The organism is Streptomyces venezuelae ATCC 10712 (genome assembly GCF_008639165.1).
Classification (GTDB): domain Bacteria; phylum Actinomycetota; class Actinomycetes; order Streptomycetales; family Streptomycetaceae; genus Streptomyces; species Streptomyces venezuelae.
On sequence record NZ_CP029197.1, the window covers coordinates 63,545 to 84,524 of the forward strand.

18 protein-coding genes are annotated in these 20,980 nt (G+C 72.0%); 3 read left to right on the forward strand and 15 right to left on the reverse strand.

From position 1 onward, the window contains the following. Nucleotide 1 precedes the first annotated feature (1 nt). The 14 genes from DEJ43_RS00295 to DEJ43_RS00360 form a co-directional block, all read right to left on the reverse strand. Complete coding sequence (locus DEJ43_RS00295) at nt 2–898, reverse strand: amidohydrolase family protein (RefSeq protein WP_015031276.1); 897 nt, start codon at nt 896–898, stop codon at nt 2–4. Beyond that, a complete protein-coding gene (locus tag DEJ43_RS00300; protein ID WP_015031277.1) occupies nt 895–1,206 on the reverse strand; it encodes an L-rhamnose mutarotase in 312 nt (103 codons plus the stop codon). The genes DEJ43_RS00295 and DEJ43_RS00300 overlap by 4 nt, the downstream gene beginning before the upstream one ends. Nucleotides 1,207–1,266: 60 nt before the next feature. Beyond that, on the reverse strand, nt 1,267–2,319 hold the full coding sequence (locus DEJ43_RS00305) for an aldo/keto reductase (RefSeq protein ID WP_015031278.1): 1,053 nt from the start codon (nt 2,317–2,319) through the stop codon (nt 1,267–1,269). Further along, entirely contained in the window at nt 2,316–3,077 is a 762-nt protein-coding gene (locus DEJ43_RS00310; protein WP_015031279.1) for an SDR family NAD(P)-dependent oxidoreductase, read from the reverse strand. The genes DEJ43_RS00305 and DEJ43_RS00310 overlap by 4 nt, the downstream gene beginning before the upstream one ends. Next, entirely contained in the window at nt 3,074–4,405 is a 1,332-nt protein-coding gene (locus DEJ43_RS00315; RefSeq protein WP_051025995.1) for an enolase C-terminal domain-like protein, read from the reverse strand. Before DEJ43_RS00315 ends, DEJ43_RS00310 begins: the two co-directional genes overlap by 4 nt. A 312-nt stretch (nt 4,406–4,717) precedes the next feature. Continuing rightward, nucleotides 4,718–5,389 carry a FadR/GntR family transcriptional regulator gene (locus tag DEJ43_RS00320; protein WP_041661898.1) on the reverse strand — a complete coding sequence of 224 codons (672 nt, stop codon included), beginning with the start codon at nt 5,387–5,389 and terminating at the stop codon, nt 4,718–4,720. A 103-nt stretch (nt 5,390–5,492) separates the two neighbouring features. Continuing rightward, nucleotides 5,493–6,953, reverse strand: coding sequence for a polysaccharide lyase 6 family protein (locus DEJ43_RS00325; RefSeq protein WP_015031282.1), 1,461 nt, complete (start codon nt 6,951–6,953; stop codon nt 5,493–5,495). 116 nt (nt 6,954–7,069) lie between these two features. Further along, nucleotides 7,070–8,380 carry an alpha-L-fucosidase gene (locus DEJ43_RS00330; protein WP_015031283.1) on the reverse strand — a complete coding sequence of 437 codons (1,311 nt, stop codon included), beginning with the start codon at nt 8,378–8,380 and terminating at the stop codon, nt 7,070–7,072. A 44-nt stretch (nt 8,381–8,424) separates the two neighbouring features. Then, a complete protein-coding gene (locus DEJ43_RS00335) occupies nt 8,425–9,693 on the reverse strand; it encodes an enolase C-terminal domain-like protein (protein WP_015031284.1) in 1,269 nt (422 codons plus the stop codon). After that, entirely contained in the window at nt 9,690–10,754 is a 1,065-nt protein-coding gene (locus DEJ43_RS00340) for a 5-dehydro-4-deoxyglucarate dehydratase (RefSeq protein WP_041661900.1), read from the reverse strand. Before DEJ43_RS00340 ends, DEJ43_RS00335 begins: the two co-directional genes overlap by 4 nt. A gap of 26 nt (nt 10,755–10,780) precedes the next feature. Further along, nucleotides 10,781–11,647, reverse strand: coding sequence for a carbohydrate ABC transporter permease (locus DEJ43_RS00345; RefSeq protein WP_015031286.1), 867 nt, complete (start codon nt 11,645–11,647; stop codon nt 10,781–10,783). Next, the gene (locus DEJ43_RS00350; RefSeq protein ID WP_015031287.1) at nt 11,644–12,651 is read right to left on the reverse strand and encodes a carbohydrate ABC transporter permease; all 1,008 of its coding nucleotides are present in this window, start codon (nt 12,649–12,651) and stop codon (nt 11,644–11,646) included. Before DEJ43_RS00350 ends, DEJ43_RS00345 begins: the two co-directional genes overlap by 4 nt. Continuing rightward, nucleotides 12,648–13,973 (reverse strand): sugar ABC transporter substrate-binding protein, encoded by a 1,326-nt coding sequence (locus DEJ43_RS00355; RefSeq protein ID WP_015031288.1) that lies wholly within the window; start codon nt 13,971–13,973, stop codon nt 12,648–12,650. The genes DEJ43_RS00350 and DEJ43_RS00355 overlap by 4 nt, the downstream gene beginning before the upstream one ends. A gap of 364 nt (nt 13,974–14,337) precedes the next feature. Further along, complete coding sequence (locus DEJ43_RS00360; RefSeq protein ID WP_015031289.1) at nt 14,338–15,360, reverse strand: hydroxyacid dehydrogenase; 1,023 nt, start codon at nt 15,358–15,360, stop codon at nt 14,338–14,340. A 200-nt stretch (nt 15,361–15,560) separates the two neighbouring features. On the opposite strand from DEJ43_RS00360, the gene DEJ43_RS00365 reads away from it, so the two are divergent. Next, nucleotides 15,561–16,421 carry a fumarylacetoacetate hydrolase family protein gene (locus DEJ43_RS00365; protein ID WP_041661901.1) on the forward strand — a complete coding sequence of 287 codons (861 nt, stop codon included), beginning with the start codon at nt 15,561–15,563 and terminating at the stop codon, nt 16,419–16,421. A 13-nt stretch (nt 16,422–16,434) separates the two neighbouring features. Continuing rightward, a complete protein-coding gene (locus DEJ43_RS00370) occupies nt 16,435–17,052 on the forward strand; it encodes an SGNH/GDSL hydrolase family protein (protein WP_015031291.1) in 618 nt (205 codons plus the stop codon). A gap of 105 nt (nt 17,053–17,157) precedes the next feature. Here DEJ43_RS00370 and DEJ43_RS00375 read toward each other — a convergent pair whose 3' ends face one another. After that, on the reverse strand, nt 17,158–19,137 hold the full coding sequence (locus tag DEJ43_RS00375; RefSeq protein ID WP_233447901.1) for a calcium-binding protein: 1,980 nt from the start codon (nt 19,135–19,137) through the stop codon (nt 17,158–17,160). A gap of 435 nt (nt 19,138–19,572) precedes the next feature. Here DEJ43_RS00375 and DEJ43_RS00380 point away from each other — a divergent pair, with 435 nt between their 5' ends. Beyond that, nucleotides 19,573–20,886, forward strand: coding sequence for a serine hydrolase domain-containing protein (locus DEJ43_RS00380; RefSeq protein ID WP_106433796.1), 1,314 nt, complete (start codon nt 19,573–19,575; stop codon nt 20,884–20,886). Nucleotides 20,887–20,980: the final 94 nt, after the last annotated feature.

The following is a 20,980-nucleotide window of genomic DNA, read 5'->3' on the forward strand; positions in this document are numbered from 1 at the left end:
CCTACGTGACAGTGGGTCGGTCCGCCCGGCGAGCGATGACCTCCCCCAGCCGGTACGTCTCCGCCGCCGTGCCCCCGAGGACCGCTGTCCGCTCGGTGTCGCTCAGTGCCGCGAGGAGCTTCCGGGCGGTCGCCAGGGTGCGTCCGTACGAGGCCGCCAGGGTGCAGACGGGCCAGTCGGAGCCGTACATCAGGCGCCGCGGGCCGAACGCGTCGAGCAGCGTGTCGGCGTACGGCCGCAGGTCGCGGACGGTCCAGCTCCGCCAGTCGGCCTCGGTGTGCAGCCCCGAGAGCTTGCCCGTGGTGTTCGGCAGGGCGGCGAAGGCGCGCAGCCGGGTGGCCCAGGGTTCGAGCGCGCCGCTCGCGACCGGCGGTTTCGCCCCGTGGTCGAGGACGAAGGCCAGCTCCGGGAGCTCCCGGGCGGCGGTGGTCGCGGCGGGCAGCTGGTGCGGGAGGATCACCAGGTCGTAGACGATGCCGACGTCCGCCACCGCCCTGAGGCCCCGGCGGACGTCGGGGCGGAGCAGCCAGTCGGGGTCCGGTTCCGACTGGACCTGGTGGCGGATGCCGACGAGGTGCTCGCCGCCGGGCCGGGCGCGCAGCGCGGCGAGGGCGTCGGCGACGTCGGGGGCCGTGAGGTCGGTCCAGCCGACGACCCCGGCGACGAGGTCGCTGTCGCGGGCCACGGCGAGCATCTCGGGCGTCTCGTCGGGCACGGTCACGGTCTGGACGAGCACGGTGGCCGTCACGCCCGAGGCTTCGGTCTCCGCCTTGAGGTCGCGCTCGGTGAAGGTGCGGCGCAACGGGGCGAGCGCGGCACCGGTGATCCAGTCCTGGTCGCGGACGGAGAGGTCCCAGAGGTGGTGGTGCGCGTCGACGAGCACGGGCCGCCCCGTCACAGCTGCCACACCACGGGGAGGCCGGCGTCCGCGCCCTCGTCGGAGTAGTCGTGGACGACGTCGAGGAGTTCGGCCATGCGGGCCTGCCATGCCATGTTGACCGGCAGCTTCTCCAGTGCGGCCAGGAGGGACGCGTAGTCCTCGCACTCCAGGAGGTGGAAGAGTTCGGTGCCGCTGCGCCAGATCGTCCAGGAGGTGCAGCCGGCGGCGCGGATGGCCCGGGTGAGCTCGGCGGGGACTTCGCGGTGGGCCTGTTCGTAGGCGTCGACGCGGTCGGCACGCACGCGGGTGTGCAGGGCGATTCTCATGAGTCGGCTCCAGGGGTGTCGCCCGGGCAGGTGACGGACAGTCCGATCCTCATCGGCGCCTCACCCGTGGCCCGGGTCGGGGGCCGCCGCGGGGAGGTGGCCCTCGCGCCGGAGTTCTTCCCAGAGGGCCGGCGGGATCTCGTGGGCCAGCAGGTCGGCGGCGTCCGTGGCCTCCGCGGCGCTGCGCAGGCCGATGAGGACACCGGCCACCGCGGGATGACCGAGCGGGAAGCGCGCCGCCGCCGCGCGCAGCGGGACTCCGTGGCGCTCACAGATCTCCCGCAGCCGGACGGCCCTGGCGAGGGTCTCGGGCGGCGCCGCCGCGTAGTCGTACGTGGCGCCGGGACGCGGGTCCGCGAGGAGGCCCGAGTTGAACACCCCTCCGGCGACGATCGACACGCCCCGGCGCCGCGCGGCCGGCAGCAGTTCGGCCAGGCCGCTCTGGTCGAGCAGGGTGTAGCGGCCCGCGAGGAGGACGGCGTCGATGTCCGTGTCGGTGACGAAGCGGGTGGGGACGGCGGTCTGGTTCATGCCCACGCCGACGGCCCGGACCACGCCTTCGGCGCGCAGCCGTTCCAGGGCGGGGTAGGCCTCGTTAAGGGCCTGCTCGGCGTGGTCGTCGGGGTCGTGCAGGTACACGATGTCGACGCGGTCGAGGCCGAGGCGTTCGAGGCTCGCTTCGAGCGAGCGTCGGACGCCGTCGGCGCTGAAGTCCCACGCCCTGCGGTACGTGGCGGGGACCGCGAATCCGTCGGCGAGGTCGTCGCCGGTCGCCCCGGGGGCGGGCACGAGGAGGCGGCCGACCTTCGTCGAGACGGTGTACGCGTCCCGGGGCCGGTCGCGGAGGAAGGCGCCGAGCCGCCGTTCGGAGAGGCCGAGGCCGTAGTGGGGTGCGGTGTCGAAGGAGCGGATGCCCCGGTCCCAGGCGGTCGTGAGGGCGCGCTCGGCTTCGGCGTCGGTGACCTCGCGGTAGAGGTTGCCGATCCCGGCGGCGCCGAAGGCGATGCGGGTCGTCCAGGCGGTGGTGCCGCCGATGGGGGCGCGGGTGGGGCCGGTGGTGTCCGTGCCGTCGGCCGTGCCGCTGTCCGTGGTGCGTCCGCCGCCCGTGCTCATGTGCCCGCCGGGCGGAGTCGGAGTCCGGCCATGCCGCCGTCGACGGCGAGGGCCGTGCCGGTCACCGACGCGGCGGCCGGGGAGGCGAGGTAGGCGACGGCCGCGGCGACCTCGTCGGCGCTGACGAGCCGCCCGGTGGGCTGGCGGGCGCTGAGCGCCGCGCGTTCGGCGACCGGGTCGTCGGCCGCGTCGAGCAGCCGGCCGACCCACGGGGTGTCCACGGTGCCGGGGTTGACGCAGTTGACGCGGATGCCCTCCCGGACGTGGTCGGCGGCCATGGCGAGTGTCAGGGAGAGGACGGCGCCCTTGCTCGCCGCGTACAGGGCCCGCTGGGGCAGCCCCGCGGTGGCGGCGATGGAGCAGATGTTGACGACGGCGGCGTGCTGCGAGCGGCGCAGATGGGGCAGGGCGGCCCTGGTCGTACGGACGACGCCGAGGACGTTGACGTCGAGGACGCCGTGCCACTGGTCGTCGGGGTTGTCCTCGACCGTTCCGGCCGCGCCGATGCCGGCGTTGTTGACCAGGATGTCGATTCCGCCGAGTGCGGCGGCGGCCGCCTCGACGGCTCCGCGTACCGAGGTGTCGTCCGCGACGTCGGCGCGGTAGGCGGTGAGCGTGTCGGGCACCGCGTCGGGATACAGGTCCAGGACGGCGACGGTGACGCCGTGCTCGTACAGCGTCCGGGCGACGGCGAGGCCGATGCCGGACGCGCCGCCGGTGACGACGGCCCGCAGTCCGGTGAGCGGGGGTGTGGTCATGCGGTCACCTCCAGGGTGGCCTCGGCCGTGGCGGCGGGGCGCGCGAGGTCGGCGGCCCAGAAGGTGCCGTCGGGATACGCGTACGTGGTCAGTGAGTTCGGGTGCATGTCCGCCGAGAAGCCGGGGGCCAGGGGGGCGGTGTAGGCGCCCTCGCGGACGACGGCGGGGTGGGCGAAGTGCTCGTGGAGGTGGTCGACGAACTCGATGACCCGGTCCTCGGTCGTCCCGCTGAGCGCCACGTAGTCGAACATGGCGAGGTGCTGGACGAGTTCGCACAGGCCGACGCCGCCGGCGTGGGGGCAGACGGGGACGCCGAATTTGGCGGCGAGCAGGAGGATGGCGAGGTTCTCGTTGACCCCGCCGACGCGGGCGGCGTCGAGCTGGACGATGTCGACGGCGCCGGCCTGGAGGAGCTGCTTGAACACGATGCGGTTCTGCGCGTGCTCCCCCGTGGCCACCTTGACCGGTGCGACGGCGGCGCGTACGCGCGCGTGCCCCAGGATGTCGTCCGGGCTGGTGGGTTCCTCGATCCAGTAGGGGTCGAACTCGGCGAGGGCGCGGGTCCATTCGATCGCCTCGGCGACGTTCCACCGCTGGTTGGCGTCGACGGCGAGGCGGACGTCGGCGCCGACGGCGGCGCGCGCGGCGCGGCAGCGGCGTATGTCGTCGGCGAGGTCGGCGCCCACCTTCAGTTTGATCTGGGTGAAGCCGGCGGCGACGGCTTCCTTGGCGAGCCGGGTGAGCTTCTCGTCGGAGTAGCCGAGCCAGCCGGGCGAGGTCGTGTAGGCGGGGTAGCCCCGGTCGCGCAGGACGCGCTCGCGCGCGGCCCGGTCCTTCTTGCCGCGGTGGAGGAGGTCCAGGGCCTCGTCGGGGGTGATCGCGTCGGTGATGTAGCGGAAGTCGACCTGGGAGACGAGCCATTCGGGTTCGGCGTCGGCGAGCAGTTTCCACAGGGGCTTGCCGGCGCGCTTGGCGGCGAGGTCCCAGACGGCGTTCACGACGGCCCCGACGGCCATGTGCATGACGCCCTTCTCGGGTCCGAGCCAGCGGAGTTGGCTGTCGCCGATGAGCGCGCGGCTGATGAGGCCGGGGTCGGCGCAGAGGTCCTCGACGGACCGGCCCAGGACGTGCGGGCGCAGCGCTTCGATCGCCGCGACCTGGACGTCGTTGCCACGCCCGATGGTGAAGGTGAAGCCGTGTCCCGTGGGGCCGTCGGGCTCGTCGGTGCGCAGGACGAGGTAGGCGGCGGAGTAGTCGGGGTCCGGGTTCATCGCGTCGGACCCGTCGAGTTGGCGGGAGGTGGGGAAGCGGATGTCGTAGGTGTCCATCGCGATGACCCGCGTGATGTCAGTGGACAACGGGGTTCCTTTCACACCTGGGCTGCTTGCTCGGTGTTCGGCGTCGTCTGCCCGATTCCTCCGGAGCAGCCCCAACCATCAGCACAGATCGGGTGATTGGCCTGTTGAGCGTGAACGATACGGCGCTCGCGAGAGGTGAGGCAAGTAGACATCGGATGTTTCTCGGGCCGTGAGAAGGAGCTCGGAACGCCCTCAGCAGGGCATGCCGACGGGCGCGCGCTCCCCGGGGGAACGCGCGCCCGTGGCGCGTGACAGGCGCCGTACCTCAGTGGGGGCGCAAGCTCACAGCACGCTGTCGAGCCAGCGGATCACGTTGGAGATGTGGATCGTCGCCCAGGCCTCGGCGGTGCGCGCGTCGCGCGCGGCCAGGGCGTCCAGGATCGCCCGGTGCTCCGAGAGCGTCCGCGCCACGGCCGTCTCCTCGGTGATGCCGCGCCACAGCCGGGCCCGCACGGTCGCCCCCGAGATGCTGTCGAGCAGGGAGCACAGCAGCGGGATGCCGGACGCCGCCGCGATACGCCGGTGGAACTCCAGGTCGCTGGCCACGAGTTCGTCCAGGCTCGGCGCCTCTCCCAGCCGGTCGAGGAGCTCGCGGAGCTCCCGTACCTCGTCCTCGGCGATCCGTTCCGCCGCCAGGCCGGTCGCCGCCGGCTCCAGGATGCCGCGCACCTTCAGCGCCTGCAGGGCCTGGTCGTCCTGGTGGAAGTCCAGGACGAAGGAGACCGCTTCGAGGAGCAGCGGCGGTTCGAGGCTGGAGACGTACGTACCGTCGCCCTGCCGTACGTCGAGGATGTTCAGCAGGGACAGCGCCTTCACCGCCTCGCGCAGCGAGTTGCGCGAGAGGCCGAGCTCGGCGGCCAGGTCGGCCTCCTTGGGCAACCGGTCCCCCGGACGCAGTGCACCGGAGACGATCATCTCCTTGATCTTCCCGATCGCCTCGTCGGTCACTGCCAAGGCGTCCTCCTGTCCACGGGCCACATACATCGGATGTGTGTCTGCTGGGCGTCAGCCTACTGCAGGGGTGCCGGCCGGCTGCCGGTGGCGGCCGCTCGGGCCGTCAGCGGGCGTTGGGGCCCACGTCCGCCGGGGTCAGGGGCCGGCGGAGCGGCGTGGCCGTCGCGTACTCGTCGGCGCCGACGTCCCGGCGGCTGCCGCGCGGGTCGCCGTCGAGGTCGGTGGTGACCGGCGCGGGGCTGAGCGTCGCCGCGTCGATCGCCCGGCTCGTGCTCGACAGCCGGTACACGCCGTCCGATCCCCGTACCAGCCGCGGGTCGGCGCGGACGAACCCGCCGGCCGGGATGTTCCCGTCGGCCGCGGCACCGAAGAGGATGTTGCCCTGCCAGGTGAAGCGGACGGTCGTGGCCATCTCGACCAGGCTGCCGGTCTGGCCGACCAGCAGGTTGTCGGCGACGGTCACGTCCCGGGGTTCGTGCGGGCGCTGGCTCTCCCCGGAGAGGGTGCCGCCCGTGTTGTCGAGCAGGGTGTTGTGGGCGATGAGGACGCGGTCGGGGGCGTCGTTGCCGCGGCGGGCCTCGGCCGATTCGCCCGGGAGGTGGTCGCGTTCGGTGCCGCTGCCGATCACCATCGCCCGCCCGGAGAGGCCAGCCAGGTAGTTGTTGACGATGACGTGGTCGTTGCCGTAGATCCGTATGCCCTCCTCGCCGCCGATCAGGTAGTTGCTGTCGACGCGGGTGCGGTTGCCGTGGCGGAGCACGATGCCGCCGAGGCTGTCGCGGATGGTGTTGTAGCGGATGGTGTTGTCGGAGCTCTTCACCGAGATCGCCTCGGGGTCTCCGTTGGCCCGCTCGAACAGGTTGTACTCGACGAGCGCGTGCGCGCTGGAGAGGGCGCGGGGACTGACGCCGAGGCGGATCGGCTCGCCGCCGTTGGAGCCGGCGAAGGTGTGGTCGGAGAAGTGGTTGCGGTGGATGTGCACGCCCTGGGCCATGGCCTCGGTGCCGTCGCCCTCGATGCCGAGGAAGATGCCGAGCGTGGTCTTGCCGTGGAAGTGGTTGCGGTCGATGACGGCCTCGTCGCCGCGCACCATGACCCAGTGCAGGCCCTCGATGTCGGCGAGCTGAAAGTCGTTGCGGGTGAGCCGGATGTACGTGCAGGTCGGGGGGATCTCCAGGGTGGTGCTCTGCCGGAACGAGAAGCCGCTCACGGTCACGTTGCTGGACGCGTCGAAGACGAAGCTGCGCTCGCCGCGCAGCACGGCGCCGCCCCGGGACGCGGCGACGATGGTGATCGGCGCGCTCCGGGTGCCGTTCTTGCCGGTGATGGTGAGGGGCTTGGCGGACGGGACGGTGTAGGTGCCGTTCGCGAGGACGATGCGGGTGCCGGGGCCCGCCGCGTCGATCGCGTCCTGGAGGTCGTCGAGGGAACTGACGTCGACGGTGGGGCCGAGGGCACGCCGGGGCTTGCGCCGGGCGGTGTCCGCGAACGCCGGGACGGAGAGCGGAAGGGCGGCCGCGGCCGCGGCCAGCGCGGTGCCGGTGAGGAACGTGCGTCGTTGCATGGTGCCTCCAAGATCGGTCGGACGAGATCGGATCGGGTACGGAGCGGGTACGGAGCGGAGCTGGTAGGCGGGCAGGGCCGGAGCGACGGCGACGCCGAGCGGATGGTGTGCGCGGGTCAGCGCAGGAAGAGCTCGATGACGGGTACCGGGGTGTCGGGGCACCGTACCGGCAGTCGCAGCGTGAGGGTGCCGGGCGGCTGGCCGCCCATCTGGGTGTTCATCGCGGGGCGGTCGGGGTCGAGCGGCACCCGGGCGATCTCCGAGCCGTCGTTGAGGAGCTGGGCGTACGCCACCCGGCCTTCGAGTCCCGGCAGGTGGAGGTGGCGCAGGGGCCACGCGAAGAGGTGGACGTACAGCCGGTCGCCGCGCTGGGTGTACCGGCAGTCGGCGGGCGGCGTGTACGGGGACGGTCCGCAGCCCCGTACCGACCGCTCGTGCAGATCGGTCCAGCGGCCGATTTCCGCCAGGGTGGCGGTGTCGCGCGGATCGAGCCCGCCCCGGCCGTCGGGTCCGACGTTCAGGAGCAGGTTGCCGCCCTTGGACACGCCGTCGACGAGCATCCTGATGAGGAGGTCGGGGCTCTTGTGGTCGAGGTTGTCCCGGTCGTACCCCCAGCTGCCGTTGAGCGTCTGGCAGGCCTCCCACAGCACCGGCCGGCCGTCGACGGTCATCGGGGCGGAGGGCTGGTACTGCTCGGGGGTGACGAAGTCCCCGGGGAGGCCGGCCCGGTCGTTGACCAGGATGTGCGGCTGGAGTTCGCGGACCGTCTCCAGGAGGCGGGGGGCGTCCCAGTCGTCGGGGCCCTTGCCGCCCCACCATTCGCGGCCGGCGTAGGAGAAGTCGAAGAAGAGGTAGTCGACGCGTCCGTAGTCGGTGAGCAGCTCGCGGACCTGCCCGTGCAGGTAGCGCTGGTACGCGCGGATGTCACGGTCGGCCGCGGCGGCCTTGAACTCCTCGTCGTCGCGCTGCGGGTGGGTGCCGTCGACGGGGAACGACGGGTGGTGCCAGTCGATCAGCGAGTGGTAGAAGCCGACCTTGAGGCCTTCGGCGCGGCAGGCCTCGACGAACGGCCTGACCAGGTCGCGGCCGTGGGGCGTCCTGGTGACCTTGTAGTCGGTGAGGCGGCTGTCCCAGAGGCAGAAGCCGTCGTGGTGCTTGGTGGTGAGGACGACGTACCGCATGCCGGCGGCCTTCGCCGTCCGCACCCAGCTGACCGGGTCGTAGCGGTCGGGGTCGAAGTGGTCGAAGTAGACCTGGTACTGCTCGTCGGTCATCCTCTCCCGGTTCTTGACCCACTCGTGGCGGGCGGCGAGCGAGTACAGGCCCCAGTGGACGAACATCCCGAAGCGGTCGTGGGTGAACCACGTCGTGTCGGGCGCGGGCGCGGGGGCGGACGCGTCAGCGGCGTCCGCGCTGGTGGTGGTCATGCGGCATCGTTCCTGTGCGGTCGGAGGAGGGCTGGCCGGGGCCGTCAGGCGGGTTCGTGGACGTCTTCGCGGAGGCGTACGCCGGGGGCGACGCGCGCGAGGTAGCCGCTGTCATCGCGGCGGGTGAGGCCGCAGCCGAGGTACTGCTCGTGCAGCCGGGCGAGCGCGTCGCGGTCGAGTTCCACGCCGAGGCCGGGGGTGCGCGGGACGGTGATCGCGCCGTCGGTGAAGGTCCAGGGCTGCTTCACGACGTCGTCCTCGGGGCGCTTCCACGGCCAGTGGGTGTCGAGGTCGTGGCCGATGGCGGGGGTGGCGGCGGCGAGGTGGACCATGGCGGCGAGGCTGATGCCCAGATGGGAGTTGGAGTGCATGGACATGCCGATGCCGAACTGGTGGCAGCAGGTGGCCAGGTGCTGCGAGGCCTTCAGACCGCCCCAGAAGTGGTGGTCACCGAGCAGGACGCCGACGGCCCGGGACGGGACGGCGCGGGGCAGGTGCTCCCAGGTCACCACGCACATGTTCGTGGCCAGGGGCATGGGGGCGAGCCGGGCGAGGTCCGCCATGGCGGGGATGCCCGCGACCGGGTCCTCCAGGTATTCGAGTACCCCGGTCAGTTCGTCGGCGACGCGCGCCGCGGTCGCCGGGTCCCAGCTCGCGTTGGGGTCGAGGCGCAGCGGGTGGCCGGGGAAGGCCTCGCGCAGTGCCCGGATCGCGGCGATCTCCTCGTCGGGCGGGAGGACGCCGCCCTTGAGTTTGAACGACCGGAAGCCGAAGCGGTCGGCCAGGAGCCGGGCCTGTGCGACGAGTCCGGCGGCGTCGAGCGCGGGGCCCCATGCGTCGGGCCGGTGGCCGGGGTGGGCGGCCCATTTGGCGAAGAGGTAGCCGCAGAAGTCGATCCGGTCCCGGGTGGCGCCGCCGAGGAGGTCGGACACGGGCCTGCCGAGGTGTTTGCCCTGGAGGTCGTGGCAGGCGACCTCGAACGGCGAGGTGACGCTCGCGACGGTCTTCGCGGCGCCGCCGTCGCCGATGAGGCCGTGCGCGTCGCGGGCGACCCGGCCGCCGACGGTCGCGCCGACGCGCCGGGACAGTTCGTTGAGGTCGAAGGGGTCGAGGCCGGGCAGTTCGTCGGCGACGAGGCGGAGCAGTTCGAGGTGGGGCGCGTCGCCGTAGCTCTCGCCCAGCCCGTACGCGCCCGTGTCGGTCCTCACCTCCACCACGGAGCGCAGGGCGTACGGCTCGTGGACGCCGACGGCGTTGAGCAGCGGCGGGTCCGCGAAGGCGACGGGGGTGACGACGACGGAGGTGATCTTCACGAGGCCACCGCCACGGAGGCTTCGGCACCAGTGTCGACACCGGCGTCCACACCGGCCGGCGCACCCGCGCCCGCCCCGGCACCGGCACTGGCCCTGGCGCCGGCACCCGGGGACGCGCCCGGGGACGCCTCCGCTGCCGTCGCCGCAATCTCCGCCAGTGCCCGCCGGCCCCGATCGAGCAGGTCCTTCAGCTGGTCGACGTGGTCCGGGGCCGCCTCCACCAGGGGTGCTCTGACCCGGCCGACGTCGAGTCCGCGCAGCCGCGCTCCGGCCTTGACGAGGGAGACCGCGTAGCCGGGGACCCGGTCGCGCAGCGCGGTCAGCGGGAGGTAGAAGTCGGCGAGGAGCCGGCCGGTGGTGGCGGTGTCGCCGGTCGTCAGGGCCGTGTGGAAGGCCCGGGCGATGTCGGGGGCGAAGCAGAGGACGGCGGAGGAGTAGTCGCGGATGCCGATGGCCCGGCAGGCGCCCGCGCTCACCTCCGCGGTGGGCAGCCCGTTGAGGAAGGCGAAGCTTTCGGCACGCGGGTGGCCGCTGGTGCGTACGGCGGTGACCATGCGGGCCATCGTGTCCAGGTCGCCGTTGCCCTCCTTGATCCCGGCGACCTGCGGGACCGAGAGCAGCCGCAGCGCGGTGGACACGCCGAGCCGGGCGAGGCCGCGGCGGTACACGAGGACGGGGAGGCGGCCGGCGCCGGCGACGGACTCCACGTAGGCGAGGTAGCCGTCCTCGGTTCCGCCGACGAGGTACGGGGGCAGCAGCAGAATCCCGTCGGCCCCGGCGTCCGATGCGGCGGCGACGGCCGCCCGGGCGTTGCCGAGACCGCCCCCGGCGCCGGCGAAGACGGGGACCCGGCCGGCGACGACGCGTACGGCGTGCCGGACCACCTCGGCGTACTCGGTGGCGCTGAGCGAGGAGTACTCCCCCGTGCCGCAGGCGACGAAGAGGGCGGCCGGGCCGTGGGCGAGCTGGTCCTCGACGTGGTCGGCGAACACGCCGGGGGCGACGGCGTCGTCGGGGGTGAACGGCGTGAGCGGGAAGGACATCAGGCCGGACGGGATCACGGGAGGTGGTCCTTTCGAAGGGCGGTTCACCCCTTGAGGGCACCGCTGGACAGGCCGTGGACGAAGGAGCGCTGGAAGAAGAGGAAGACGATGACGGACGGCAGCAGGGCGAGCAGCGAGGCGGCCATCACCACGCCGGGGGTGACGAGCGGGTCGATCCGCAGGGTGCGCAGGGCCAGCGGCAGGGTGTACGAGGAGGAGTCGGTGGCGACGAGGAGGGGCAGCAGGTACTGGTCCCAGATCATCGTGAAGCCGAAGACGCCGATGACGCCGAGGGCGGGCTTGCACATGGGCAGGATGATCTGGGCGAAGATCCGCAGGTCTCCGGCGCCGTCGATGCGCGCGGCCTCTTCCAGTTCCCTGGGCACCTCCTTCATGAACTCGGTCATGACGAGGATGGAGAACGCCCAGGCGCCGACGGGGACGATCATGCCGGCGAGGGAGCCGATCAGGTTGACGTGGACGACGGGCAGGTCGGCGAGGACCACGGACAGCGGGATCGCCAGGATCTCCTCGGGCAGCATCAGCGTGGCCAGGATCGCGACGAAGGCCAGGGTCATCCCCCGGAACCGCTTCCTGGCCAGGGCGTAGCCGGCGAGGACGGAGACGGCCACCTGGAGCAGCAGGCCGAAGCCGACGACGAAGAAGGAGTTGAGGAGGTACGTCAGGACGCCCTGGTCGAAGGCGACCGTGAAGTTGTCCACGGTGGGGTCGGAGGGGATGACGCTGAGCTGGGTGGGGTCCTTGACGTGGTTGAACGCGCTGACGAGCAGGGCGAGGAGGGGGCCCGCGAAGACCACGAGGACCAGGAGGTAGGTGAGGACCTTCAGGGCGCGGCCGGTGGCGCTGCGGCTCTCGGTGAGTCCGAGGGCGGTCTCGGTCGGCGCGCTCATTCGTTACCCCTCCGTCGGAACAGGTGGACGCCGACCGTGAGGAGGAGCGTCGCGAGGAACAGCAGGACCGCGCCGGCGGCGCCGACGCCGAGCCTGTTCTGTTCGAGGCCCAGCTTGTAGATGACGGTCATGACGACCTCGGTCGAGCCGTCGGGTCCGCCGTTGGTGAGGAGGAAGACCTCGGTGAAGACGCGGAGGCCGCGGATGGCCGCGAGGATGAACAGGATGGTGAGGACGGCCCGGAGTCCGGGGACCGTCACGTGGCGGATGCGCTGGAGCCTCGACGCGCCGTCGACCTTGGCGGCTTCGTACAGGCCTCGGTCGACCCCGGCGAGACCGGCGAGGAAGATCATCATGTCGTAGGGCGCGCCCCGCCAGATGCCGGTGAGCATGATGGAGACCATCGAGGTGTCGGGGTCGTTGATGAACCCCGAGGGGCCGAACCCGACCAGGCCGAGGAGGGAGTTGAGCATGCCGTCCTCGGTGGGGTGGTACATGATCCGCCAGAGTTCGGCCACGACCGCGATCGGCACGACGACCGGGAGGAAGGCCGCCGAGCGGACGAAGCCGAGCTTGCGGCCCTGCCCCTCCATGAGCAGGGCGAGCGCGAGGCCGAGCAGCATCGACCCGAGGGTCTGGCCGACGGCGAGGACGACGGTGTGCCAGGCGGCCTCGCGGAAGCCGTCGGAGGAGAGCACGGTGGCGTAGTTCTCGCCGCCGACCCACCGGTTGCCGAGGTAGGGCTGGACGTCCTGGAAGGACATGGTCAGCGCGCTGGCCATGGGGATGAACTTGAAGTAGAGGAAGAGGATCAGGGCCGGGGCGAGGAACAGCCACGGGGTCCACCAGCGGCCGCCGCGGCGGTTCCGTACGCGTCGGGAGACGGGCCGGCCGCTTCCTGTCGTCGCGGGCTCGACGGGGGACGCGGCCTCCGGCCGGGCCTCCTTCCGGGAGGTGGAGCCGGCCGCCGCGGCGGCCGTCTTCACCTGGTCGACGCTCGTCATCCGGCGATTCCCTGTTCCTGGAGGATGCCCGCGAGCTTCTTGTCGAGCTCACGAAGCTTCTCGTCCGCGTCGAGGGAGCAGTCGGCCATCAGGGCGTTCACGGTCTCGGCGGTGGTCTGGCGGACCGGCGTCCAGTTGGGGACCGACGGGGCGTAGCGCCCGGAGGTGCGGTAGACCTCGGCGTACGTCTTCCAGCGCGGGTCGGGGCGTACCTCGGTGACGTCGACGTTCTTGTTGACGGGGAGCTGGACGGTGGAGCCGTCCACGCCCTCCATGCCGAGCTTCTGGCCCGCGGGGGAGATGGCGTACCCGGCGAAGGCGTCCTGTCCGGCGCGGTTCTCCGAGCCGGCCATCAGGTAGAGGGAGCCGCCCTCGGCGAGCACGGTGGCGTCCTTGGGTCCCTTGGGCATCGGGACGACCTCGTACTTGTCCTTGCCCAGGGACTTGTCGAAGCGGGACATCAGGTAGGGGCCGACGATGTACATGCCGGTCCTGCCCGCCTCGAAGGTCTCGTTCGTGGGCGGGGTGTCCATGGTGACGGCGCCGGGCTGGATCACCTTCTTCTCGCAGCCGAGGGCGCGGAACCACCGCACGGCCTCCGTCGACTCCTTGCTCGTCATCGACGGCTTGTACTTCCCCTGGCCCGCCTCGGTGATGAAGTCTCCCCCGGCGGCCCAGAGGAGGTTGGAGAAGTACCAGGAGGCGTAGCCGCGCTTGGTCGACAGCGGGGCGGCGAGGCCGTACGTGTCCTGCTTGCCGTTGCCGTCGGGGTCCCTGGTGGTGAAGGCCTCAGCCATCGCGGCGAGGTCGTCCCAGCTCTGCGGGGCCGTCAGCTTGAGCTTCTCGCGCCAGTCCTTGCGGATGAGCAGGGCGCCGGCCTGAGCGGAGTACGGGATGCCGTACTGCTTGCCGTCGACGCCCCGGCCGGAGTTCCGGCCCTGCTCGACGAGGTCCTGGCTGCTCTTGATCTTGCTGAGGTCGATCTCCCTGAGCAGGCCCTGGCTGTGCATCGCGCCGAGCTGGGTGACGTCGTTCATGACGATGTCGGGCAGGTTCCGCTGGGCGGCGCGCTGCTGGAGCTTCGTCTCGAAGTCGTCGAAGATCGCCGTGACCTTCACCTTGTGGCCGGTGGCCTTCTCGAATCCGGCGACGAGCCGCAGGGTCGCCTTCTCGCCGGGGCCACCGGGTGTGGTCCTGGTCCAGAGTTCCAGCTCCGCCTTGGCGTCCTGCTTGGCGTCCACCCCCGCGGGGCTGGACGTACAGCTGGTCAGGGCCAACGCCGAGGCGAGAAGACCCGCGCCGATCCACCGCGTTCTCTGCATGACAACTCCTGTTCGCCGCCCTCGGCAGCTGGCCTGTAAGCGCTTGCCGGGACGCTAACGCGCGGCCGAACGGGGGTCAATAGTCCGATGACTTAAAGAAGTTGGGGTTCGGAGACGGCGACGGCGGCGGGCTCTCCGCAGTCCGCTCATCACCTGCCTGAGCAGCCAGGAAGCCGGGTTCCAGGTGAAGCGCTTCGCCTCGACGGCGGGAGCGCTCCCGCAGACAGGCGGCTCGACGGGAGTTCAAAGATCCGATGTCTCAGGGAAGGCGAGTGGGCGAAGCATGGAAAACAAGCCACACCCCGCCCACTCGGTCTGCCTGGGCCTGTTCTTCTCGGATCAGATCCGATCGGAAAGGCAGGCCCTACGCCCGGGTCGCGGCCCTGGACGGCTCGATGGCGTGCAGCAGGGGCTCGCCCCGTACGAACCGGCGCAGTTCGTCACGGACGAGTTCGCCCAGCCGGGCACGCTCGCCGCCCAGCGCGCCGGCGAGGTGCGGGGTGAGCAGGACGTTCGGCAGGGTGAAGAGCGGGGATCCGGGGTCGGGGGGCTCGGGCCAGGTCACATCGAGCACGGCAGTGAGATCGGGCCGGTCGCGGAGCACCGCGATGACCTCCGGCTCATCCAGCACGGCTCCCCTGGCCGTGTTGATCAGGGTCGCGCCCTCGGGAAGCAGCGCCATCAGCCGCCGCCCCACGAGGCGTTCGGTCTCGGGGAGCAAGGGGGCGTGGACGCTCACGACGTGACAGGCCTCGAACAGCTCCTCGATGCCGGTCAGTCGCACGCCGAGACCGGCGGCGGTGACCGGGTCCACGACGGGATCGCAGGCCAGCACCTCGACGTCGAAGTGCCGCAGGTGCTCCGCGACGAGCCGGCCGATCTCACCGAGTCCGAACAGCCCCACCCGCGAGCCGTAGCCGCCGGGCACCCGGGGGTCGTGCGGGAATCGACGGCCGGCCGTCACCTCGCGGCCGAGACGGTGGACCTGCTTCAGACCGAGGAGGATCTGCGCCAGGCTGAACTCGGCGACGGGGACGGCGTTGGCTCGCGCGGCGGACACGATGGGGATGTCACGAGCCCAGAACTCGGGCGTCGTCAGGTGCCGTACCGACCCGGCCGCCACCATCACCGCGCGCAGCCGTGGCGCGTGGGCGAGCAGGGCCGCGTCGAGCACCGGGGCTCCCCAGCCGGTGAGCAGCACGTCGACCCCGTCCAGTACGCCGCGGTCGGCACGGAGCGCGTCCCGGAGGGCGTCACGGGTGAGGGCCGGGCCGTGCCAGTGGACGAGCCGCCCGATGTCGTCCAGGACGTGCGCCGGGTAGACATCGGCGCGTCGCTCTTCTTCCATGACCAGTAGGACGGTGGGCGTTCTCGTCGCAGCTGCCATCGGCTTCGGCCTCCTGGGGGCGTGGCGGTGTCGGTGCCGGCCGGCCGCGGATGCCGCGAAGGAGCGTGAGCTCGGTCGGCGGGCCCACACGATACATCGGATGACCCATCAGGGCGCGTGGAACGTCTGGACAAAACTTCGCCTGATTGATTGCATTCCCGCGTCGATACATCCGATGTCTATCGTGAGGGATGGCGGGCATGCGCGTGCTGAGGGTCGGTGAAGCCGGGGCGGAGCGCCTCGCGGTCCTGGACGAAGGAGGTCGCCTCCTCGACGCGTCCGGGGTCGCCGAAGCCATCGACCACCACTCCCTCTCCGGGGGCGTCCTCGACCGGCTGGCCACCGCGAAGGCCGAAGGGGCACTGCCCGCCCTGGACGTCCGGGCCGACCGCGTGCGGGTCGGAGCGCCGGTGGCCCGACCCGGAAAGGTCGTCTGCATCGGCCTCAACTACCGTGACCACGCGGAGGAGACCGGAGCGGAACTCCCCGCCGAGCCGGTCGTGTTCATGAAGGACCCGTGGACGGTCTCGGGGCCGTACGAGGACGTGCTGATCCCCCGGGGCAGCGTGAAGACCGACTACGAGGTCGAGCTGGCCGTGGTGATCGGCAGGACCGCCCGGTACCTGGACAGCGACGAGGACGCGCTGGCGTGCGTCGCCGGGTACGCCGTCTCGCACGACGTCTCCGAACGGGAGTTCCAGCTGGAGCGCGGCGGTCAGTGGGACAAGGGGAAGAGCTGCGAGACCTTCAACCCGCTGGGCCCGTGGCTCGTCACCGCGGACGAGGTCCCCGATCCGCAGAAGCTCACGCTGCGCCTCTCCGTGAACGGGGTCGAGCGCCAGCACGGCTCGACCGCGGACATGGTGTTCCCGGTGGCCGGGATCATCCGCTACCTGAGCCAGTTCATGGTGCTGCACCCCGGCGACGTCATCAACACCGGTACGCCGGCCGGCGTCGCGCTCGGGCGACCCGATCCCAAGCCGTACCTGAGGGACGGAGACGTGGTCGAATGCGGGATCGACGGTCTCGGCACCATGCGCCAGACCTTCCGCCAGGCCTGAGAGGACATCCCCCGTGCAGTTCACCCAGGACGACCGCCTCGTCTTCATCGGCGATTCCGTCACCGACACCGGCCGCGACCGCGAGGACCCGGCCTCGCTCGGCGCCGGCTACGTCCGGCTGATCGCCGAGGCGCTGCCGGCCTCCGCGACCGTCGTCAACAAGGGCGTCAACGGCCATCGGGTCCAGGACCTGGAGGCGCGCTGGGCACGTGATGTGCTCGGCCTCGCCCCGACGGTCGTGACGGTGCTGATCGGGATCAACGACACGTGGCGCCGCTACGACCAGGGTCTGCACAGCCCGGTACCGGAGTTCGAGGCGTCCCTCGACCGCGTGCTCGCCGTGACGGAGAAGCGGTGCGCGCTGTTCGTCATGACGCCGTTCCTGCTGCCGACCGGACCTGAACAGGAGGCCTGGCTGGAGGACCTCGGGCCGCGGATCGAAGCGGTCCTGCGCGCCGCGACCGCCCACGGCGCGACCATCGTCCGCACCGACCTGGCGATGCTCCGTGCCGCCGAGGCGCACGGCGCGGCCGCCCTCGCACCCGACGGCGTCCACCCGAGCGCCCTGGGCCACCGCGTCCTCGCGGATGCCTGGCTGACGGCGGCGGGGGTGCGGGTGCCGTCGCCGTGAGGACGGCGACGGCACTCGGACGGGTTTGGTACGGATCGGATCGGGGGGCCTGATCAGGTCCGGATCAGGATCGGATGTGGTCCTGGTCCGATCCTGGAGGGCTGGTCAGGGGCAGCTGATGCGGATGTCGCCCGGGTCGGTGGTGCAGGTGTCCGTGCCCAGGCCGCCGTTGGCGGTGTCGTTGCCGTTGACACCGTCGGTGGTGGTGAGCCTGTCGTTGCCGTAGTAGCCGGTCAGGGTGTCGTTGCCCGGGCCGCCGTTCAGGGTGTCGTCGCCGAACCCGCCGTCGATGTTGTCGTTCCCGAAGCCGCCGTGGACGGTGTCGTTCCCGTAGCTGGCGCGGATGGTGTCGTTGCCGCCGAGGCCGCAGATCACGTCGTTGCCGAAGCCGCCGTTGAGGGTGTCCGGACCGCTGGTGCCGATGATCGTGCACGCGCGCGCGTTGTTCACCGAAGTGGTCGCGACGGCCGTGTTGTTGGAGGTCATCGGGTCCTGGGGCGTACCGCTGACGCCGACCGTGTCGGTCAGCGTGCCGACCGCCCGGGGCTCGGCCGTCACCGTGACGGTCGTGCTCGCGCCCGGGGCCAGGGAGCCGAGGGCGCAGGTGGCGCCGGTCGCCGTGGTCGTACAGGTGCCCTGCAAGGGAACGGCCGAGACGATCGTCCCGCCGGCTCCGGAGAGGGTGTCCGTGAGGGTGACGCCGGTCGCGGTCGCCGTGGACGCGACGGAGTTGGCGACCACCACGGTGTACGTGGCGCGGTCGCCGATGCTCACCGTGGTCGTCCCCGTCTTCGTCACCGACAGGTCCGCCCTCGGCTGGGGCGGCGGGGTACCGTCGCCGCCCTGGTAGCGGGCGAGCGCGAAGGCGAAGCCCGCACCGTATCCGGCCGCGACGATCTTGCCGTCGGGCTGGACGAGTACTCCGCGGGCCTCGTCGAAGTCGTTGAAGCCGGTCACGACGAAGCCGTCGCCGCCGAAGCCGGTGTCCACCGTGCCGTTGACGTTGAGGCGGGCGAGGCCGAAGTCGTTGGCCTCGGAGCTGTTCGGGTCGTCGGCGCGTCCGGCGAGGACGATCTTGCCGTTCTGCTGGAGCGCCAGGCCGTACGCGATGCCGCCGTCGCCCGGAGCGTTGACCGAGGTGCGGCCGCCCGTGCCGAAGCCCGCGTCGGGGCTGCCGTCGGCGTTGTAGCGCAGGACGGCGAAGCCGGCTCCGCCGGAGCCCGCGGCGACGATCTTGCCGTCCGGCTGGACGGCCACGGCGTTGCCGAACTCGGTGCCGCCGAAGTCGGCGGTCACCATGCCGTCCCCGCTGAAGGTGGTGTCCAGGGTGCCGTTGGAGTTGTAGCGGGCCACGCCGATGTCGAAGGCGGTGTTGCCCACGTAGCCGACCGACACGATCTTGCCGTCCGGCTGGAGCGCCATGCCGCGGGCGGTGCCGCCGGCGTCCTGGGGTGAGGTGGGGGTGAAGCCCGCGACGACCGCCCCGTCGCCGCCGAGGGTGGGGTCGAGGCCGCCGTCGGTGCCGAGGCGGACGAGCGCGAAGCCACCGCCACCGCCCTTGCCCGCGGCGACGATCCGGCCGTCGGGCTGGACGGCCACGTCCGCGCCGTCGGCCGATCCGCCGAACTCGTCGACGCGTACGAGTCCGCCGTCGCCGAAGCCCGTGTCCAGGCTCCCGTCGGTGTTGTAGCGGGCCACGGAGAAGAAGCAGCAGCCCCCGCCCTCCTCCGCGATCACCTCGGTGGTGCCGGCCACGACGATCTTGCCGTCCGACGGCTGGATCGCGACGGCGTTGGCCGAGTGGCTGCCGCCGCCGAAGTCGCTGGTCACGATGCCGTCGCCGCCGAAGCCGGGGTCGAGGCTGCCGTTGGCGTCGTACCGGGCGAGCGCGAAGCCGGCCTCGCTCACCCCGACCACGACCAGCTTGCCGTCGGTCTGCCGGGCGATGTCGTGGCCTTCCGCGTAGCCGGTGATCGGCGTCGTCACCCGGCCATCGGGACCGAACGTCGGGTCGAGGTCACCCGGGGCGGCGAGAGCGGTGCCGGGGACCGCGAGCACGAGGGCCATACCGAGCGCGACCGGCACTCCGGCCCATCCGCCGGGCCGTCCGCCGGGCCGTCCGCCAGGCCTGCGACGCCGCTCCTCTGCTCTCGGTTGGGCGTGGCTCGCGGGTCTCGGCTGTGCGTGGGTCATGAGCGTACGAACCTCCGTCTTCGTGGTGTACGGGGAGCAGCGCACAGCTTCGTGCCGGAGCGGGCGCCGCTCCGGCGGGCCGTGCCGAACTACGCTCACCGGACCCACGGGAACCACCCCCGCGAGGGAGCGCGAGGGGCGCGATCCGCATGCGATGTCGGCTCGCGGAACAGGGGGTGCGGTGGCGTGAAGTGATCCCCTGATGCGGTGTCAGGGGCGATTCAGGGTTGGGCTGGGGTGATCCCCGTCGTGCCGGGCGGGGCGGGCGGACAGACTCGAAGGGACTTGATCACCGGATCGCCGACCGACCTGCGAATGGAGTTCCTCATGAAGCGTTCCTCGACTCCGCCCAAGTACCTGCCGCTGGCTACGGCGTCCTGTCTGGCCGTGGCCGTGGCCCTCGCCTCTCTCGTGACGCCGGCCGCCGCGGCCCCCGCGTTCGCCGCCGCCGGGGCAGGGGGCGGAGGACCCGCGCCGGGGGTGGGCAGGGGCGCCCCTGCTCCCGCTCCGGCTCCGGCTCCCGCTACGGACGTCGGTGGTCTCGACCGTGACGCGCTGCGCGCGGCGGTCGCCGTGCGTCCCGGGGACGGGGCAGCGGGTGTGGTGGCCGAGGTGCACAAGGGCGGGGAGAGCTGGCGGGGCGCGTCGGGGGACGCCGTCACCGGACGGGCCGTCAGTCCTCGTGCCCACTTCCGGATCGGCAGCATCAGCAAGCCCATGGAGGCCGTGATCCTGCTGCAGCTGGCCGCCGAGGGCCGCGTCGACCTCGACCGGAGCGTGCAGGACTATCTGCCCGGGCTGCTTCCCGAGGACCGGTTCCAGGAGCCGGTCAGCGTACGGCAGCTGCTGGACCACACCAGCGGGCTGCCCCAGGACTTCGAGGGCGACCCGGCCGTCCCCTCCCCCGACGAGGAGGTCGATCGGCGCTTCGACCACCTCACCTTCGACGAGGTGATCCAGGGGACGCTCCGTCCCGAGGGAAGGCCCGCGCCCGGCCCCCGCTTCAGCCCCGGCACCCGCCAGGAGTACAACTCCTTCGGGTACCGCGTCGCGGGCAAGCTCATCGAGGAGATCACCGGGCACCCGTTCCGTGCAGAGGTGACGGCCCGCATCCTGAAACCGCTGAAGATGCGGGACACGAGGGCCGCCGTGCCGGACCGGAGCACTCCCGTGCCCCGGCCCTACCTGCCGGGCTACCTCCCGAGGGCGGACGGCGAACTGGTCGACGTGAACGTGCAGGGCGGGATGCCCACGAGCATGACCTCCACGACGGCGGACCTGGACCGCTTCGTCAGAGGTCTGTTCGACGGCAGCCTGCTGGGTCCGGCCGAGACCGCGGAGCTGTTCGCGATACCGAAGGGCGTCGACGGGAAGCCGCTGCCGTACGCCGACGCCTCGCAGTGCACAACGGGTCCCGCCAAGGGGACGGCCTGTTTCAGCGTGGGCCTGATGTCCTCACCGATGCCCGACGGCACGGTCGTGTGGGGGAAGACCGGGTCCGACCCCGGGTACCGGAGCGGTGTCTTCGCCTCCCGTGACCTCGGCGTGCGGGCGGTCTACGCGGTGGGGACCACGGCCCCGCCCGCGAGCGGACCTCCGCCGGTGGCCCAGCGGCTAGCCCTCGCCGTGTTCGCCCGCTGAGGGGCCGTCCTGTGAGCCGTCCTCTGAAGCTGTCCTGGAGCTGTCCTGTGAACCCGTCCTCTGAAGCCGTCCTGCGAAGCCGTCCGGTGGAGGG

What these genes read in the sequence shown, in the direction of transcription:
- DEJ43_RS00330 (WP_015031283.1), bottom strand. Translation starts at nt 8,380, where the DNA reads ATGACCACCACCAGCGCGGACGCCGCTGACGCGTCCGCCCCCGCGCCC.
- DEJ43_RS00310 (WP_015031279.1), bottom strand. Translation starts at nt 3,077, where the DNA reads ATGACCACACCCCCGCTCACCGGACTGCGGGCCGTCGTCACCGGCGGC.
- DEJ43_RS00300 (WP_015031277.1), bottom strand. Translation starts at nt 1,206, where the DNA reads ATGAGAATCGCCCTGCACACCCGCGTGCGTGCCGACCGCGTCGACGCC.
- DEJ43_RS00355 (WP_015031288.1), bottom strand. Translation starts at nt 13,973, where the DNA reads ATGCAGAGAACGCGGTGGATCGGCGCGGGTCTTCTCGCCTCGGCGTTG.
- DEJ43_RS00345 (WP_015031286.1), bottom strand. Translation starts at nt 11,647, where the DNA reads ATGAGCGCGCCGACCGAGACCGCCCTCGGACTCACCGAGAGCCGCAGC.
- DEJ43_RS00380 (WP_106433796.1), top strand. Translation starts at nt 19,573, where the DNA reads ATGAAGCGTTCCTCGACTCCGCCCAAGTACCTGCCGCTGGCTACGGCG.
- DEJ43_RS00365 (WP_041661901.1), top strand. Translation starts at nt 15,561, where the DNA reads ATGCGCGTGCTGAGGGTCGGTGAAGCCGGGGCGGAGCGCCTCGCGGTC.
- DEJ43_RS00360 (WP_015031289.1), bottom strand. Translation starts at nt 15,360, where the DNA reads ATGGCAGCTGCGACGAGAACGCCCACCGTCCTACTGGTCATGGAAGAA.
- DEJ43_RS00350 (WP_015031287.1), bottom strand. Translation starts at nt 12,651, where the DNA reads ATGACGAGCGTCGACCAGGTGAAGACGGCCGCCGCGGCGGCCGGCTCC.
- DEJ43_RS00325 (WP_015031282.1), bottom strand. Translation starts at nt 6,953, where the DNA reads ATGCAACGACGCACGTTCCTCACCGGCACCGCGCTGGCCGCGGCCGCG.
- DEJ43_RS00315 (WP_051025995.1), bottom strand. Translation starts at nt 4,405, where the DNA reads ATGGACACCTACGACATCCGCTTCCCCACCTCCCGCCAACTCGACGGG.
- DEJ43_RS00305 (WP_015031278.1), bottom strand. Translation starts at nt 2,319, where the DNA reads ATGAGCACGGGCGGCGGACGCACCACGGACAGCGGCACGGCCGACGGC.